A 17285-nucleotide genomic window follows, 5' to 3' on the forward strand; every position below is an offset into this window, starting at 1 on the left:
GCTAACGGCGGCCGGCCCCATCAGGTTCCGGCCGCGCGCTCACGATCAGGCCAGGGTGCGCACGTGGGGCTCACGGTCCCAGAAGCGCTTGCCGCCGGCGGCGATGAAGTCCTCGCCCAGGCCGGTAACGCCCTCGTCCGGCTCCACCCCGGCCTTGTCCAGCAGGGGCTTGGCCGCTTCGGAGTAACCAATGGCCTTCAGGTGGCCGAAGGCGTCCATGACGAACTGCACGGCCGCCGCCTCCTTGAGCAGGGCCGCGCAACCGGCTTCGGACAGGACCACGGCGATGGCGTCGACCATCACCGACGGCGTGCCGGCCAGCTGGCCGTCCGCCGGCAGCAAGGAGCCATCGGACAGCTTCGCGCCGCCGATCCTGGGCGCGATGATCATCGCCTTGCCGCCGGCCTTGGCGACAGCCTTGGTCACCGCCGTGACCTCGGCGGCATCGGAGCCGTCAGCCACGAGGACACCGACCTTGCGGCCCTCGAGGGTGTGGAACTCCAGCGGACCGCTGATGATCCGCAGGGCCGGCGACAGGTCCATGTCCAGCACCGGCGCGGCGGTCGCGCTGGCCTTGGGCAGCGGCATGTTGAGGCCGGCCGCGACCCGCTTGGCCAGGTCCGGGTCGACGTTGACCAGGTTGCCCAGCATGCGGGTGCGGATGGCGGCGATTTCGACCTTGGACAGCTCGAACACCAGGGCCGAGGCCAGGTGGGCCTGCTCCGGGACGTCGAGCGAGCGGAAGAACAGCCGGGCCTGGCTGTAGTGGTCGGCGAAGCTTTCGGGACGGATGCGCAGCTTGTCGCCCTGCTCGCTGGCCTCGCCCTTCGGGACGGTGGTGAAGCCCTCCACCGGGCATTCGCGCGGCCCACCGACCTCGCCGAACTCGGCCAGGGAGTTGGGCTCGTAGTTGGCCCGGCCCTTGGGCTGGAGCATCTGCATCTGGCCGTCGCGCTGGAAGTTCATCACCGGGCATTTGGGCGCGTTGATCGGGATCTGGTGGAAGTTGGCCGTGCCCAGGCGGCTCTTCTGGGTGTCGAGGTAGCTGAACAGCCGACCCTGCAGCAGCGGGTCGTTGGTGAAGTCGACGCCGGGCACGATGTTGCCCGGGCAGTAGGCGACCTGCTCGGTCTCGGCGAAGAAGTTGTCCGGCCAGCGGTCCAGCACCATCCGGCCGATCGGCCGGACTGGCAGCAACTCCTCCGGGATGATCTTGGTCGGGTCGAGGACATCGAAGGGCAGGCTATCGGCAAACTTCTGGTCGAAGGCCTGGATGCCCAGTTCCCACTCGGGGAAGTCGCCCGAGGTGATGGCCTCGAACAGGTCGCGGCGGTGGAAGTCCGGATCGGCGCCGGCGATCTTCACCGCCTCGTCCCAGACCGTCGACTGCAGGCCCTGCTTGGGCTTCCAGTGGAACTTGACGAAGGTCGAGGCGCCCTTGGCGTTGACCAGCCGGTAGGTGTGGACGCCGAAGCCCTGGATCGTGCGCAGGGAGCGGGGGATGGTCCGGTCGGACATCGCCCACATGATCATGTGGGTCGATTCCGGCATCAGGCTGATGAAGTCCCAGAAGGTGTCATGGGCGCTGGCGGCCTGCGGAAAGCCCCGGTCGGCCTCCATCTTCACCGAGTGGACGAGGTCCGGGAACTTCATGGCGTCCTGGATGAAGAAGACCGGGATGTTGTTGCCCACCAGATCCCAGTTGCCTTCCTGGGTGTAGAACTTGACCGCGAAGCCGCGCACGTCGCGCGGCGTGTCGACCGAGCCGGCCCCACCTGCGACGGTGGAGAAACGGGTGAACAGCGGCGTCTTCTCGCCGGCCCGCTGGAACAGGTCGGCCTTGGTGATGTCGGACAGGGATTCGTAGAGCTCGAAGAAGCCGTGCGCCGCCGAGCCCCGGGCATGGACGATGCGCTCGGGAATGCGCTCATGGTCGAAATGGAAGATCTTCTCCCGCAGAACGAAATCTTCCAGCAGGACCGGGCCGCGCTCGCCGCTCTTCAGCTGGTTCTGGTTGTCGGAGACGCGGATGCCCTGGTTGGTGGTCAGGTGATCGACGGCGTCGTGGTCGGCGGTCTTGGGGACATGCTGGTGGGTTTCCCCGCCCGTCCCGCGATCAGTCTTGAAACTTGAGTTGTCGGCCATGGGTACGCTCCGCCCCGGGGTTACTGCTGGCAACCCAACGGCGGGAGCGTGCGGACGTTCCTAGCCGTTCCGCAGATGGTGCAGGGCGATGCCGACGCTGGTGGCGACGTTGAGCGAGTCGAAGCCGGCCGCCATCGGAATGCTGACCGTCGCGCAGCGGGCCAGCACCGCGTCCGGCAGCCCCGGCCCTTCTGCCCCGGCCAGCAAGGCGGCGCGCGGCGGGACCGGCAGGCGGGCCAGCACGGTCTGTCCGGCCGGGCTGAGCGCAATCGGCTGCAGCCTGGCCCCCTCGAGGAGGCCGATCAGGTCCTCGCCCTCGGCCAGCCGCGCGAAGGGTGTGGTCAGCACCCCGCCGACCGAGACGCGGATGGCCTTGCGGTAGAGAGGATCGCAGCAACCGGCGTCCAGGATCACCGCATCCACCCCGAAGGCGGCGGCGTTGCGGAACAGGCCGCCCATGTTGTCGTGATTGGCGATGCCGACCAGGGCCAGCACCAGCGCCTGCTGGGGCAGCCCGGCGAGCAGAGCCTGAGCCGAGGGCGGATCACGCCGCTGCCCTATGGCCAGGATGCCCCGGTGCATATGGAAGCCGGCGATGGCGTCGAGCACGGCCTGGTCGACGAGGTAGACCGGGGTGGCAGCGGGCAGGAGATCAAGGGTTGGAGCGAGTTTGTCCCGCCGACGGGGATCGATCAACACCGACACCGCCTCGAACCGGGTCGAGCGCACCAGCAGGTTCAGCACCACCTCCCCCTCGGCCACGAACAGCCCCTGGCGGCCGACGAGGTCGCGCTCGCGGATGTCGCGGTAAGGCTCGACGCGGGGGTCGGCGGGATCGGTGATGGGGACTAGCATCGCCCGCCCCCTCTACCCGTCATCCCGGCCGGAGCGAAGCGCAGAGCCGGGACCCAGGGGCGGTGGCCGCCATCGTTGGAAGAGGCTGGACGGGCGCCCTTGCCCCCCCTGGGTCCCGGATAGCCGCTGCGCGGCTTCCGGGATGACGGAATTAAGCGGTCACCCCGTAGCGCCTGCCCAGGTCGGCCGTCACCTCTTCGAACTCGCGCACTGTGTCGGCGATGATGTCGGCCACCGGCCGGACGCTGTCGATCCGCCCCGCCACCTGCCCCGACAGCGCAATGGAGGCCTCCATGTCACCGCCGAAGTAGAGCTTCAGGGCGTTGCCGAACTCGGCCATGACACCGCCCTCCGGCGAGGCCTTCTCGTACTCGGTGGTCTTGGCCGTGCGCAGGGCCCGCAGCGCCGGTCCCGGCCCGAAGCGGTTGAGGAAGACGGTGTCGGTCTCCTTGGCCTCGACGATGGCGGTCTTCCAGTTCTCATGCACCGGCGACTCGGCGGCCGAGACCATGCGGGTGCCCATCTGCACACCCTCGGCCCCGAGGGCGAAGGCGGCGGCCATGGTGCGGCCATCGGTGATGCCGCCGGCGGCGATGATCGGCACGTCGACCTTCGAACAGACCAGCGGCAGCAGGACCATGGTCGCCACGTCGCGCGGGTTCTTGAAGCCACCGCCCTCGCCGCCCTCGACGATCAGCCCGTCGACCCCGGCCTCGATGGCCTTCAGGGCCGCGCTCAGCGAGGGGACGACGTGGAAGACGGTCAGGCCCGCCTCCTTCAGCTGGCCACAGTATTTGGCCGGGTCGCCGGCCGAGGTGGAGACGAACTTCACCCCCTGGTCGATGACGAACTGGACGATGCCCGGATCGCGCACGAAGGCCTGGGCGACGTTCACCCCGAACGGCTTGTCGGTCAGCTGGCGCATCTTGCCGATCTCGGCCCGGACCTCGTCGAGCTGGCCCGAGGAGGTCTCGATGATGCCCATGGCGCCGGCGTTGGACACCGCCGAGGCCAGCTGGGCGCGGGCGATCCAGCCCATCGGCGCCTGGACGATGGGGTACTGGACCCCGAGCATGTCGGTGATGCGGTTCTTGATCATTTTCGCTCCTTTGGGGGCGTTTCCCTTTGCCCGCTTGTCCCGCGTTTGACGGTGCGGAAGCCAAGGTGGCTCTGGCCGGTGTCGGGCGGCCCCGGCTGGCGGGCGGCCGGGCGGTAGCGGAGGCAGAAGTTGTCGGCGCAGAGGAAGGAGCCGCCCTTGATCAGCCGCGACCCGTCCCGGTAGCGGTCCTTGGTCCATTCCCAGACGTTGCCCGACATGTCCGACAGGCCGTAGGCGCTGGGCGGGAAGCAGCCGACCGGCGCGGCCCGGGCCTTGTAGCCGTCCTCGGCCGTATCGATGGCCGGGAACACCCCCTGCCAGGTGTTGGCCTGCGGCTTCTGCCCGTCGAGCGGCGCATCGCCCCATTCGTATTTCGAGTCCGCATGGCCGGCCCGGGCGGCGAACTCCCATTCCGCCTCGGTCGGCAAGTCGCGGCCCTTCCACCGGGCGTAGGCCAGGGCGTCGTCATAGGCGATGTGGACGACCGGATAGCGCTCGCGCCCCTTCAGGTCGCTGCCCGGTCCCCGGGGATGCTTCCAGCTGGCGCCGTCGATGATCCGCCACCAGCGGGCCGGGTTGCCGTCGCCCAGCCCCTCCTCATTGCCGACGAAGACCAGGGACGACGGCTTCAACTGCTCTTTGGGCACGCCGGGATAAAGGGCCGGATCGGGATCGCGCTCGGAGAGGGTGACGTAGCCGGTGGCGGTCACAAACTCGGCGAACTGGGCATTGGTCACCTCGGTGCGGTCGATGGAAAAGGGGCCGACGGTGACCGTGCGCCTGGGCCCCTCGTCGTCGTGCATGGCGCCGGCGCCCAAGGTGAAGGTTCCGCCCTTGAGGGCGACCTCCCCGGTCGGCTGCGGGGCGCAGACCGGTTCCGTGGCGGCGACCTTCGCCTTCGGCCCGCAGGCCGTCAGCAGGAGGCCGGCCAGCACCAGGACCGCCAGGCGTCTCACGGGCGCAGCACCTTTTCGACCAGGCCGGCGATGATGGATTCGGCCTGCTCGGGCGTGAGGTGCTGGTCGAGGCGCAGACGCCGCCAGCTGTCGAAGCTCATCAGCAGGTCCATCATTTCGATCAGCTCCGGGTCGGCCTTGACCTCGTCGGGCAGCAGGGCCGTGGCCATGCTGCGCTGCAGGCGGACCAGGCTTTCGTGGGCCTTGTTTAGAAAGGGCGAGCGGGCGCGTTGGGCGTCGGCGGCGACCTGGAAGGGCATCATCTCCTCGAACAGGCGGACCCGGCGGTGGATCAGGTTGCGCAGGCGCAGCTGCCAGGTGTCGCCGACCACCGGCTCGGCGGCGATGGGGGCCAGCCGGGCCAGCATCATGGCGTGCATCTCGCGGTAGAGGCTGTCCATATCGTTGAACAGCCGGAACACCGTGCGCAGGCCGACACCGGCCCGCTCGGCCACGGCCTCGGCGGAGGGGGCGGGATTTCCGTCGCGGATCAGCTCCAGCATCGCGGCGACAATGCGCGCCCGGCTGGCCTCGGCCCGCAAGTGTCGACCGTCTCTGGCGATGGGAGGGTTGGCGGCCATGGCCTCCGCAATTGCCGCCGCCGGCGTCTGAAGTCCAGCGTCCGTGTTCATGCCGGCCCGCGCCGCATCCGGCGGCCGAACTCCCAGGCCAGGGTCAGGAGCAGCAGCGAGAGGGTGAGCATCATCCCTGCCCGGCCGGGAATCTCATGCGGCGGCGGTTTGGAGACGAAGGCAATGACCATGGCCAGCGCCGTCTTCGCGGCCTCGATACCCAGCAGCGGCACGGCGAAGGCGCGGTAGCGGGCGGCGACCACCAGGTCGATGAGGCCGGCCCCCATCTGTCCGGCCCCGGTCGCGGCCAACAGGAAAATGATGGTCTGGCCGCCCTGGCTGAGGTCGAACTGGGCGATGGCCCCTGCCCCGCTGTCCGGCAGAAAGGCGTGCAGGCCGCCGCGGACCAGGTTGAACAGGCCGAGCAGGGCCAGCGCCGCCAGGGTGATCCGCGACGGGTTCATCGCCCTAGACTTCCGGAGCCGGGCTGCACTGGATCAGCAGCTGGCCCTTGAGGCCGGCCTTGCGATGGACGCCCATGGCGGCGACCTCTGGCGAGGTGGCGATCTCCACGAAGGCGGCGCGGCTGGGGTATTCCATGATGGCGGCGACGTCCCACAGCTCGCCGACCTCGCCGATCACCAGATGGTCGATCGTGCTTGAGAAGATGATCCGCCCCCCCTTGGAGGCGACCAGAGCGCTCATCGGCGCACCGTAGCGCATGTAGGCCTCGCGGCCGCTGATCTGGGGTTCGGAGGGGTCATCGTACTGGGCGATGTCGTGGAATTTCAGCAGGTTGAGCATCTGGATCGGCTGATCGCCGCCCAGGCTCAAGAGGCCCATCAGCTGTTCCTGACGGGGCATCACATGGTTCTCGACGTTCATGACTGGTTTCCCCCAATGAAGCGCTCGATCAGCGCGGCGATCTCTTCTGGTTTGTCTTCCTGCAGGAAATGGCCGCCACCCTCGATGGTGACATGCGGCTGGCCCTTGGCCCCGGGCACCCGCTCCTGGAACGGCCGCTCGCCGCCGCGGGTGACGGGGTCGCCGTCGCTGAAGGCGGTCAGGAAGGGTTTGTCGAAAGATTCGAGCACCTTCCACGCCGCCAGGTTTTCGGCCACCGAAGCGTGCTTCGGCGTGATCGGCACGAGGGTCGGGAAGATCCGGGCCATGACCTTGTAGGATTCGTCCGGATAGGGCGCGTCGTAGGCGGCTATCTCCTCGTCGCTGAGGGTGCGGCCCGAGCCCATGTTGACGAAGGCGCCGGCCGGGAAGACCGGCATCGATTGGCTGATTTCCAGCCAACGGTCGAAGCCCTCACTCATTCCCGAACCGGTCGGCAGGCCGGTGTTGGCGACGATCACCCGGGCGAATCGCTCCGGAAAGGCCGCGACCAGCCGCAGGCCGATCAGGCCGCCCCAGTCCTGGCAGAAGAGGGTGATGTCCTTGAGGTCCAGGCCGGTCAGCCAGTCACTCATCCAGGCGACGTGCTTCTCGTAGGAATAGTCAGCCTTGTCGGCCAGCTTGTCGGAGCGGCCAAAGCCGATCAGGTCCGGCGCCAGCACGCGATGCTTGCCCGACAGGCGCGGGATTATGTGCCGGTATAGGTAGGACCAGCTGGGCTCGCCGTGCATCAGCAGGACCGGCGCGGCGTCCTGCGGACCCTCGTCGACATAGGCCAGGCGCAGGCCATCCGTCGTGATCAGATAGTGCGGCGCGAAGGCGTAGTCCTTGAGCCCCTCAAACCGTTCGTCCGGCGTCCTCAACACCTGCATGATCGCAACCATCTCCTGTCCGCCTTGACGGCGTCGATTAATTTGGCATTATTTGTGCCAATAGTTTCGAGGGCGTCAAGCCACTCGAACGCAAGTCGGGAGCAGCAGGGTGTCAGAAGGCGAGCCGGCCGGCGGCGTGGTCCGCTATTTCCACCAGGCGGATGACCCCTACAGCCATCTGGCGGTGCAGCTGTTGCCGCGCCTGGCCGCCGCCTATGACGTGGCGCTCGAGGTCTTCCTGGTTCCGCCGCCCATCGACAGCGCAGCGCCCGATCGTGAGCGGCTGGCCGGCTGGAGCCTGCGCGACGCGGCGCGTTTGGCGCAGGCGCACGGGCTGTCCCTGCCCGAGGACGCAAAGCAGCCAACCGACGATCAGACGGCGCTGGCCGAGCAGGCACTGGCCGCTGCTCTCGGCGATCACGATTTCGCCGCCCAGGCCCTGGCCATCGGCGAGGCCCTTTGGTCGGGAGACGACCGCGCGCTTGAGCGTTTCCCGCTGGCCCCCGCTGCCGACGCCCTCGAGGCCGGCGAGGCCCGCCGCCTGGAACTGGGCCATTACCTCGGCGCCACCTTCCACCATGGCGAGATGTGGTTCTGGGGTCCCGACCGCCTGCACTATCTGGAGGATCAGTTGGCCGCCCACCGTCGGCCCGCCGCCAGGCCCGTCGCTCGCCTGATGCAGGAGGGCGCCGCGCCCGAGCTGCGCAGCCCGGTGACGCTCGACTTCTTCTGCTCTTTCCGCAGCCCCTACACCTGGCTGGCCGCCCGTCGGGTGCGCGAGCTGGCCGAGCGGCATGGCGCGACCCTGCGGCTGCGCCCGGTCCTGCCGATGGTCATGCGCGGCCTGCCGGTGCCGCGCGAGAAGCAGGTCTACATCGTCCGCGATTGCTGGCGCGAAGCCATGCGCCAGGGCATCGCCTTCGGCCGTATGGTCGATCCGGTTGGGCTGGGCGTCGAGCGCGGCATGGGGGTGCTGGGCCGGGCCATGGCGCTGGGCAAGGGCATGGCCTTCGCCGAGTCCTTCCTGGCCGGGGCCTTCTCCGAAGCCATCGACGCCACCACCGACGAGGGCCTGTGGACCATGGCCGAGCGGGCTGGCCTGACGAAGGACGACGTCGCCGCCGGTCTGGCCGACGAGGCCTGGCGGGACAAGGCCGAGGCCAACCGGCTGGAGATGCTCGAGCTTGGCCTCTGGGGCGTGCCGTCGTTCCGGGTCGCCGACCTGCCCGGCCACTGGGGCCAGGATCGTCTGTGGGCGGTCGAACAGGACCTCATCACTCTGGCCAAGGAAGCCGCGGCATGAAGCGGATCATCGCAACAGTTGTCGTTCTCGCCTTGCTGGGCGGCGCCTGGCTGTTCCGGGGCCCCATCGCCCTGAAGATCAGCGACCGGGCCGTGGCGGCCAACATGGCGGGCGACGCGGTCGCCGGCCTGCCGGACGGCCTGCACGCCTTCGTCTGCGGCTCCGGCTCGCCGCTGCCCGACCGCACGCGGGCCGGGCCCTGCCTGACCGTCATCGCCGGCCAGCGGGTGTTCCTGGTCGACGCCGGCGAGGGCGCCGCCGAGGTCCTGAGCGCCGGCGGGGTTCCGGCCGGGCGGATCGACCGGTTGTTCCTGACCCACTTTCACTCCGACCACATCGACGGCCTCAGCGCCGTGGCCCTGCAGCGCTGGGTCGGCAGTGCGGCGACCAAGCCCCTGCTGCTGGTCGGTCCGCCCGGCGTCGAACGCCTCGCCGCCGGCTTCAACGAAGCCTATGCCGCCGACAACAGCTACCGCACCGGACACCACGGCGCCGCCGTCGCCCCGCCGTCCGGCGGCGGCTTCGCGGCCCAGGCCTTCGTCATGCCCGAAGGCCAGAGTAGCGTCGTGGTGCTGAACGATGGCGGGCTTAAGGTCACCGCCTTCCGGGTCAATCACGGGCCGGTGGAGCCTGCCATCGGCTACCGCTTCGAATACAAGGGCCGCAGCCTGGTGGTCAGTGGCGACACCGCGGCCGACGCCAGGCTGACCGCCAACGCCAAGGGCGCCGACCTGCTGATCCATGACGCCCTGCAACCGACGATGGTCCGCCGCCTGCAGAAAGCGGCGCTGGACGCCGGCAACCCGAACCGGGCCAAGATCCTGGGCGACATCATCGACTATCACGCCAGTCCCGAGGACGTGGCCCGCGAGGCCAAGGCGGCCGGAGTGAAGGCCGTGCTGCTGACCCACCTGGTGCCGCCCTTGCCGCTGCCCGGGCTCGACGTGCCGTTCGTCGGCGAGGCGCGCAAACTCTACGGCGGGCCGTTGTGGCTGGCCCGGGACCGTGACCTGATCAGCCTGCCGGCCGGGTCGGACAAGATCGAACGCAAGCGGCTTGGCCGCGGGTAAGGGGGAGAAGAGATGAAAACGCGCACCCTGGTCGGCCTCGCCGCCCTCGCCGTCGTGCTGGTCGGCGGATATGTCGGCTTCCAGCACTTCAAGATCTACCTGCCGGGCATCATCGGCCGGATCAAACAGCCGATCGGGCCGAACCAGGAGGTGACCTGGGCGCGCGGTCCGGCGCCGGCGGCGGTCCCGACCGGCCAGCGGCCGCCGAACATCATCCTGATCGTCGCCGACGACCTGGGGATCAACGACACCACCGCCACGGGCACGGGCGTCGCCGGCAAGGTGCCGACCCCTCACATCGACAGCATCGCGAAGACCGGCGTGCGTTTCGCCAACGGCTATGCGGCCAACGCCACCTGCTCGCCCTCGCGGGCGGCGATGATGACCGGCCGCTACCCCAACCGCTTCGGCTTCGAATTCACCGCCGTGCCCAAGAGCTTCGCCCGCGAAGTCACCCACATGGGCGACGGGCCGATCAAGCCGGTGTTCTACGCCGACCGCGCCAAGGAGATGCCGCCGGTCGAGAAGATGGGCGTTCCCGCCGGCGAAACCACCATCGCCGAGGCGCTGAAGGCCAAGGGCTACCGCACCCTGCACATCGGCAAATGGCACCTGGGCGAAGCCCCGGCCATGCAGCCCAATGGCCAGGGCTTCGACGACAGCCTGGCCATCCTGTCCGGCGCGGGCATGTTCCTGAAACCGGGCGATCCGAACGTCGTCAACTCGAAGCAGGAGTTCGATCCGATCGACAAATACCTGTGGCCCAACCTGCCCTATTCGGTGCGCTGGAACGGCGGCAAGCCGTTCGAGCCCAAGGGCTATGTCACCGACTATTTCGGCGACGAGGCGGTCAAGGCCATCGACGCCAACGCCGGCCGGCCTTTCTTCATGTACCTGGCTTTCAACGCCCCGCACACGCCGCTGCAGGCGACCAAGGAAGACTATGAGGCGCTGAAGGACATCCCCGACCACACCACCCGGGTCTACGGGGCGATGATCCGGTCCCTGGACCGCAACGTCGGCAAGGTGCTGGCCGCGCTGGAGAAGCAGGGCCTGGCCGAGAACACCATCGTCATCTTCACCAGCGACAACGGCGGGGCCAACTACATCGGCCTGCGCGACATCAACAAACCCTTCCGCGGCTGGAAGGCGACCTTCTTCGAGGGCGGGGTCAACGTGCCCTTCTTCATGAAGTGGCCCGGCCGTGTCGAGCCCGGCAGCGTCTCGCCGAACCGGGCCATGCACATCGACATCTTCGCCACCGCCGCCCATGCGGCCGGGGCGCCGGTTGGCGCCAACGTGGACGGGGTGGACCTGATCAGCCTGCTGTCGGCCAAGCCGCCGGAGCGTCCGCTGTTTTTCCGCTCGGGCCACTATCGGGCGGTGATCGACGGGAACTGGAAGCTGCAGCTGTCCGAGCGCCCGAAGATGGCCTGGCTGTTCAACCTGGCCGTCGATCCGACCGAGCAGAATAACCTGTCGGCCTCGGACCCGGCCCAGCTGGCACGGCTGACCGCCCTGCTGGACGAACAGGACCGGCGCGCCGGCAAGCCCCTGTGGCCGGCCCTGGTCGAGGCTCCCTTCTTCATCGACCAGCCGCTCAACAAGGAGCGGAACCTGAAGGGCGAATACGTGATGTGGGCGAACTAGGGCGCTAGCTGGTCGCGAGCGCTCCCACGCCCAGGATCGGTCCGGTCGGCGCCCCGGTCGGCGAGCCGCCGGCCGGTTCAAGGGAGATGGCCAGGGCCGCCCCCTTGGCATCAACCGGCAGCGCGGCGTTCAGCACCGTCGCGCCTCCAGCCTTCACCAGGCCCAGCGACTTCGGCGCCGAGCCGTCGCCAGGCACGACCCACAGCTCGAGGGACTTGGCCTCGGCCTCGGTCAGGGCGAGGGGCGTGACCACGATGCGTTTGAGATCGGTGTCGACGGTGATGGCGGCCAGCTTCGGCCCGCCATCCGGCACGGCGACGACCGCGGTCCAGGGCGCGGCAGCGGTGACGGATGGCGGTGGCTGCTTCACGTCCAGCGCCGGGTTCGGGGCGACCAGCATGCCGATAGCGATGGCGCCGACGGCGACGGACGCCGCCGTCAGGCCGCGCCAGACGTCGATGCTGTTCCACCAACGGCCGTTGTCGTTGGCGGCGTGCGGGCCAAGCTTCACCCAGATGGCCTCCCAAACTCGCTCGGGCGGGCGCACCTCGGGCAGGTAGTCGGCCAGGGCGGCGAGCCGCAGTTCCCAGGTCTCGACCGCGCCGGCGAAGGCCGCATCGCTCTGCGTCAGGGCCTGGGCATCGGCCAGGGCGGCGCCTTCAAGGACGCCAAGGGCGTATTCGGCGGCCCGCAAGTCCTGGGGGTGGGTGGGGGCGGGAGCGCTCATGACTCGAGGCAAACCTTCAAATTCATCAAACCCTTGCGGATCCAGGTCTTGACCGTGCCGAGCGGCTTTCCGGCCGCCTCGGCCAGGTCGCTGTAGGACAGGCCGCCGAAGAAGGCGCGGCGGATCAGGCCGGCGTGGTCGGGCGCCAGGCCGTCGAGGCAGCGGTTCAGCCGACGGCTGTCCTCACTGAAGGACAGCTGGCTTTCGGCGTCCGGGGCGCTGTCGGGCAGCTCCATCGCCGCTTCGATCGGGCCGGAACTGCGCACGACCCGCGCGCCCGAGGCGCGCAGGCGGTCGATGGCGCGGTTGCGAGCGATGGCGGCCAGCCAGGTGATGGCGCTGGCCTTGTCGGGGTCGTAGGCGCCTGCCCGTTTCCAGACGGTCAGATAGACCTCCTGCAGCACCTCCTCGGCCTCGGCGTCGTCGCGGACGATGCGCAGGCAGACGCCGAACAGCTTGGCGGACGTAGCGCGGTACAGCTCGGCCATTGCGGCCCTGTCCCCCGCCGCGACATTGGCGAGCGTCCGTTTCAGGCGCTCGCGGTCCAGATCAGTTGTCATGCCCCTCCCCAAGGTGCGGCGTCGCTGGTCCGACACAGCGGCGGCGCCGCTCCTTGTGGAAGCGACACGGCCATGGCTCATCGGGCTGGCGACGTAACTCATGAACTGGAGATACGGCCCAACCTGGGTTTCGGATTTGCGGAAGTTTTTTTCGCTTCGCCCCAAATCCGGTCAAAGCGTTGCTGCGTAGCTATGGGTGGGGAGAGCAAGCCGGTCCAGCAGACGGCCTTCCCAACAACGCGGTGTCACGGCCTTTCGAGGTCGGGGCGCGTACCTGCTCCAAGGCGCCGCCAGGGCGGGGCCGGCCACACTCCCCCCCGACGACCGGCCGGTCCCGTCCGCCCTCCTCCAGGATCACTCGCCGAAAGCGGTCTCATCGTCCGGGGCCGAGACGCCCTCGCGGGCGGGCGGGAAACGACCGACGCTCGGGCGGTCGCGGTCGAAGCGGTTCATCACATAGCGCTGTCCAGGATAGCGGTCGCCGATATGGCGCAGTCCGCCAAGGGCCACGCCCGGCCCATCGCCCCCGCCCATCATCATCATCACCGTATCGCCGCCAAGCGTCTGTTCGAAGGTCGGCTGAGCCTCACCCCGGCTCCAGGCCAGGGCGGTGTCATGGTCGGTCAACGCCCAGCAGGTCAGGCCGACGACGGTCCGGCCGCCCTCGACCGCCAGAACGTAGTGGCCGCGTTGGATGGCGCCCGACACCGTGGCGATGACCGGGCCCAGCGGCATGCGGTCGAACGGCTTCTGGGCGGCGAGGAAGGTGACGGCCGCCGTGAAGGCCGTGTCCGGCCGACGGGCCCGGATGAAGGTCAGAGCCATGGGAGTCCTTGAAGAAATTCAACGATCTATCCTGCGCGGAAGGCTCCGCCCGGGTCACGACATTTATTTTTCGCTAACCGCGCATCTTTCCACCCCCGACCGACGTACCTCGAATTACTCAATGTGTTGCGACATTCCGCCGCACCATTTTGGGCGCTTCGGGCGCGGTCCGGGGCTGGGTGAGGCCGGCGCCCAAGGGCGCCCTGGAGCGTAAAACCAAATGGCGAACATCACGGGCACGTCGGCAAACAACAGCCTGACCGATACCTCCGGCGACGACATGATCGACGCGCAAGGCGGCAACGACACCATCACCGTCACCAGCGGTCGGGATACGGTCGATGGCGGGACAGGTCTCGACCTGCTGACGGTGTCCTACGCGGCCCTGACCGTGGCGATCATGAACAACGGCGAGAGCCAGTTCAACGAAGCCTCGGGCCTCGGCGCGACCAGTGTCACCTTCTCGAACATCGAGCGCTTCAACGTTTCGACCGGCTCGGGCGACGACACCATCCGCACCTTCGTGCGCAACAGCTTCAACGACAGCATCGTCACCTCGGGCAATGACCTGATCAACGGCGGGGCCGGCAATGACCGCCTGGCCGGCGGCGGCGGCAACGACTTCATCCGCGGCGGCGCGGGCAACGACATCCTCGATGGCGAAGGTTCGCTGACCGGCCTGTTCGGCGGCGTCCAGCAGACCCTGACCTTCACCGGGGATGACCGGCTGCTCGGCGATGCGGGCAACGATCTTCTCTACGGCGGGGCCGGCGACGACACCCTCGAGGGCGGCGCGGACAACGACTTCCTCGATGGTGACGCCTACGCCTTCCAGGCGACGGACGGCAGCCTCTTCGGCTCCGGCGTGGTGATCACGCCGACCAACGTCGACGCCGCTGCCGGCTCGCACAACGACACCCTGCTGGGCGGGGCCGGGACCGATACCCTGGTCAGCCGCTTCGGGACCGACACCGCCGACGGCGGGGCCGGCAATGACACCCTGCGCGTCGACTACAGCGGCGCGACCACCGCCTTCGTGAACCAGGGCCAGACCGGGTTCGGCAACGGCGCCGGCGCGACGGTGACCTTCTCCGGCATCGAAAACTTCGATGTCCGCAGCGGCTCGGCCAACGACATCGTCCGCACCTTCTTCCGCCAGGACCCCAATTCCGGCGTCATCCTGTCGGGTGACGACACCATCAGCACCGGAGCCGGCAACGACCGGGCCGGGGCCGGCGACGGCGCCGACATCCTCTACGGCGGCGAGGGCAACGACAGCCTCGACGGCGACGGCGCCCTGGTCGGCAAGGTAGGCGGCTTTGGCGGCTCGCGTATGACCTGGGTGTTCAGCGGTGACGACATGGTCTTCGGCGAAGGCGGAGACGACATGCTGGCCGGCGGCCTGGGCAGCGACTTGCTCGACGGCGGCACGGGCGCCGACACTCTGTACGGCGACGCCTACGCCTTCTTCTACAACGACGGCACCGCCTTCGGCGGCCAGGACACCTTCTTCCCGACCGATGTCGATCCGAACGTCGGGACCAACGTTGACACGCTCAACGGCGGCGATGGCGACGACGTGCTCGTCACCCGTTTCGGAGCTGACATCCTCAACGGCGGGGCGGGCGTTGATGCGCTCAACTACGACCGCCGCGAGAACACCACTGGCCTGACGGTCGACGTCAGCAGCGGCGCCGGCGTGACCGGCGATGGCGTCTCCTTCACCAGCGTCGAGCGCCTGCAGGCGGTCGGCGGCAGCGGCAATGACAGCTTCACCGGCGGCGAGTTCGCCGACAGCTTCCGCAGCGGCGCCGGCAGCGACGTTATCAGCGGCGGCGGCGGCAACGACACCGCCACCATCAATCTGCAGAACGAGACCGGGGCCGACATCATCAACCTGGGCGCCGGCGATGACACCGTGAATGTCAGCGCGGTCGCCGCCCGGCAGATCCGCGTCACCTTCACAAGCAGCGAGGTCGGCAACGGCAGCGCGACGGATTCCAACACCATGGCCAACCAGGACGGCGGCCTCGCCGTCCGCCTGCAGGCGGAAGACGCCGACGGTAACCTGACGGGCCTGGTTACCCGCACCGATGATGAAGGCATCACCTTCGTGGACCCGGCCTTCGGCGTCACCTTCGACGTCCGCGACCTGGTCAGCGGGGCTGCGCGCGGCGACCAGTTCCGCGCCGTCATCCTGGGGACCAGCGGCGGCGACACCATCACCGCCAACGCCACGCCCGACTACATCAACGCCGGCATGGGCAACGACATCGTCAACGGCGGGACCAGCAACGACTTCCTGGTCGGCGGCGCGGGCGACGACATCCTGACCGGCGGCGATAACTCCATCCTCGATGGCGATGACAGCTTCATCGGCGGCGGCGGCAACGACACCATCTTCGGCGGCTTCGGGAACGACATCGCCATCTTCAACAGCTCGACCGACGGCGCCGATACGGTGAACCTCGGCACGGGCGCCGATGTCGTCAACGTCGGCGGGGCGGCCGGGCAGATCCGCCTGAGCTTCACCAGCGCCGAGGTCGGCAACAATAACGCCAACGATGCCGGAACCCTGCTCAACCAGGACGGCGGCCTCGCCGTCCGCTTCCAGCGTGAAGACGGCGCCGACGGCCTCACCGGCCCTGTCAGCCGCTTCGACGATGAGGGCATAACCTTCGTCGCCGGCGCGGGCCTCACCTTCGACGTCCGTGACCTGGTGAGCGGCGCGGCCCGGGGCAACCAGTTCCGCACCGTGACGCTCGGCACCAACCTGGGCGATACCTTCCTGGGCACGGCCGAGGCCGACTACATCAACGCCGGCATGGGCGACGACACCGTCTCCGGCGGCCTCGGCAACGACTTCCTGGTCGGCGGCGCGGGCATCGACACTCTGAACGGCGATGATGGCGACGACAGCTTCATCGGCGGCGGCGGCGGCGACTTCATCTTCGGTGGCGTCGGCAACGACACGGCCAACGGCGGTGATGGCAATGACCGCATCGACGGTGGCGTCGGCAACGACAACCTGTTGGGCGAAGCCGGCGACGACACCCTGATCGGCGGCCTCGGCAACGACGCCCTGAACGGCGGCGACGGCAATGACACGGCCGACTTCTCCGGCGCCGCCGGCGTCGTCAACGTTGCCTTGACCTCGACCGGCGCCCAGAACACCGGGTCCGGTTCGGACACCCTGACCAGCATCGAGAACGTGATCGGCGCGGGCGGCAACGACAAGCTGACCGGCAACGCGGTGGCCAACGTCCTCGACGGCGGCGCGGGCAACGACGTCATCTCCGGCCAGGACGGCGCCGACACCCTGAGGGGCGGCCTTGGCGCCGACAGCCTCTTCGGCGGCGACGGCGACGATTTCCTGATCGGCGGCGAAGGCATGGACATCATGCAGGGCAACTTCGGTGCGGACACCTTCGTCCTCACCAGCCTGGCGGACAGCGCTGTCGGCGCGAGCCGCGACCTGATCTCCGACTTTGATCGTGGCACCGAACGCTACGGACCCGACCTCATCGATCTTCGGCTGATCGACGCCGTCAGCGGCGGCTCGGACGACGTTTTCGTGTTTGTTGGTTCGGCGGCGTTCAGCAGCGTGGCGGGCGAACTGCGGTTCTTCGCGCAGAACGCCACCACCATGGTGGTCGAGGGTGACGTCAACGGTGACGGGGTGGCGGACTTCCAGATCGCTGTCCGCACCGGCCTGACCCTGCAGAGCAGCGATTTCCTGCTCTAGGCC

The 17285-nt window shown here is 68.8% G+C and carries 15 protein-coding genes; 4 read left to right on the forward strand and 11 right to left on the reverse strand.

All coding sequences use genetic code 11. The features are described 5' to 3' along the window. Positions 1-45: 45 nt before the first annotated feature. From AC2YG9_RS19140 to AC2YG9_RS19175, 8 genes are all read right to left on the reverse strand, one after another. The gene (locus tag AC2YG9_RS19140; RefSeq protein WP_487299594.1) at positions 46-2145 is read right to left on the reverse strand and encodes a catalase; all 2100 of its coding nucleotides are present in this window, start codon (positions 2143-2145) and stop codon (positions 46-48) included. A 60-nt stretch (positions 2146-2205) separates the two neighbouring features. Then, positions 2206-3000, reverse strand: coding sequence for a TrmH family RNA methyltransferase (locus tag AC2YG9_RS19145; RefSeq protein WP_487299595.1), 795 nt, complete (start codon positions 2998-3000; stop codon positions 2206-2208). 151 nt (positions 3001-3151) lie between these two features. Then, on the reverse strand, positions 3152-4099 hold the full coding sequence (locus tag AC2YG9_RS19150) for an NAD(P)H-dependent flavin oxidoreductase (protein ID WP_487299596.1): 948 nt from the start codon (positions 4097-4099) through the stop codon (positions 3152-3154). After that, complete coding sequence (locus AC2YG9_RS19155; protein ID WP_487299597.1) at positions 4096-5055, reverse strand: formylglycine-generating enzyme family protein; 960 nt, start codon at positions 5053-5055, stop codon at positions 4096-4098. The genes AC2YG9_RS19150 and AC2YG9_RS19155 overlap by 4 nt, the downstream gene beginning before the upstream one ends. Then, positions 5052-5687 (reverse strand): TetR/AcrR family transcriptional regulator, encoded by a 636-nt coding sequence (locus AC2YG9_RS19160; RefSeq protein WP_487299598.1) that lies wholly within the window; start codon positions 5685-5687, stop codon positions 5052-5054. Before AC2YG9_RS19160 ends, AC2YG9_RS19155 begins: the two co-directional genes overlap by 4 nt. Beyond that, positions 5684-6091, reverse strand: coding sequence for a hypothetical protein (locus AC2YG9_RS19165; protein ID WP_487299599.1), 408 nt, complete (start codon positions 6089-6091; stop codon positions 5684-5686). Before AC2YG9_RS19165 ends, AC2YG9_RS19160 begins: the two co-directional genes overlap by 4 nt. 4 nt (positions 6092-6095) lie before the next feature. After that, complete coding sequence (locus AC2YG9_RS19170) at positions 6096-6512, reverse strand: DUF1330 domain-containing protein (protein WP_487299600.1); 417 nt, start codon at positions 6510-6512, stop codon at positions 6096-6098. Next, complete coding sequence (locus AC2YG9_RS19175; protein WP_487299601.1) at positions 6509-7402, reverse strand: haloalkane dehalogenase; 894 nt, start codon at positions 7400-7402, stop codon at positions 6509-6511. Before AC2YG9_RS19175 ends, AC2YG9_RS19170 begins: the two co-directional genes overlap by 4 nt. A 109-nt stretch (positions 7403-7511) precedes the next feature. Here AC2YG9_RS19175 and AC2YG9_RS19180 point away from each other — a divergent pair, with 109 nt between their 5' ends. The 3 genes from AC2YG9_RS19180 to AC2YG9_RS19190 are packed head-to-tail and all read left to right on the forward strand — an operon-like array spanning position 7512 to position 11425. Beyond that, positions 7512-8705, forward strand: coding sequence for a DsbA family protein (locus tag AC2YG9_RS19180; protein ID WP_487299602.1), 1194 nt, complete (start codon positions 7512-7514; stop codon positions 8703-8705). Next, entirely contained in the window at positions 8702-9775 is a 1074-nt protein-coding gene (locus AC2YG9_RS19185) for an MBL fold metallo-hydrolase (RefSeq protein ID WP_487299603.1), read from the forward strand. Before AC2YG9_RS19180 ends, AC2YG9_RS19185 begins: the two co-directional genes overlap by 4 nt. Before the next feature lie 12 nt (positions 9776-9787). Beyond that, the gene (locus AC2YG9_RS19190; protein WP_487299604.1) at positions 9788-11425 is read left to right on the forward strand and encodes a sulfatase-like hydrolase/transferase; all 1638 of its coding nucleotides are present in this window, start codon (positions 9788-9790) and stop codon (positions 11423-11425) included. Between the two features lie 4 nt (positions 11426-11429). Here the strand turns inward: AC2YG9_RS19190 and AC2YG9_RS19195 are convergent, their stop codons facing one another. The 3 genes from AC2YG9_RS19195 to AC2YG9_RS19205 form a co-directional block, all read right to left on the reverse strand. Next, the gene (locus AC2YG9_RS19195; RefSeq protein ID WP_487299605.1) at positions 11430-12152 is read right to left on the reverse strand and encodes an anti-sigma factor; all 723 of its coding nucleotides are present in this window, start codon (positions 12150-12152) and stop codon (positions 11430-11432) included. Further along, positions 12149-12712, reverse strand: coding sequence for a sigma-70 family RNA polymerase sigma factor (locus AC2YG9_RS19200; protein ID WP_487299606.1), 564 nt, complete (start codon positions 12710-12712; stop codon positions 12149-12151). The genes AC2YG9_RS19195 and AC2YG9_RS19200 overlap by 4 nt, the downstream gene beginning before the upstream one ends. Before the next feature lie 354 nt (positions 12713-13066). Then, positions 13067-13537, reverse strand: coding sequence for a hypothetical protein (locus AC2YG9_RS19205; protein WP_487299607.1), 471 nt, complete (start codon positions 13535-13537; stop codon positions 13067-13069). Positions 13538-13757: 220 nt separating this feature from the next. On the opposite strand from AC2YG9_RS19205, the gene AC2YG9_RS19210 reads away from it, so the two are divergent. After that, on the forward strand, positions 13758-17282 hold the full coding sequence (locus AC2YG9_RS19210) for a beta strand repeat-containing protein (protein WP_487299608.1): 3525 nt from the start codon (positions 13758-13760) through the stop codon (positions 17280-17282). Positions 17283-17285 lie beyond the last annotated feature (3 nt).

This window comes from Caulobacter sp. SRI_014, assembly GCF_057586315.1.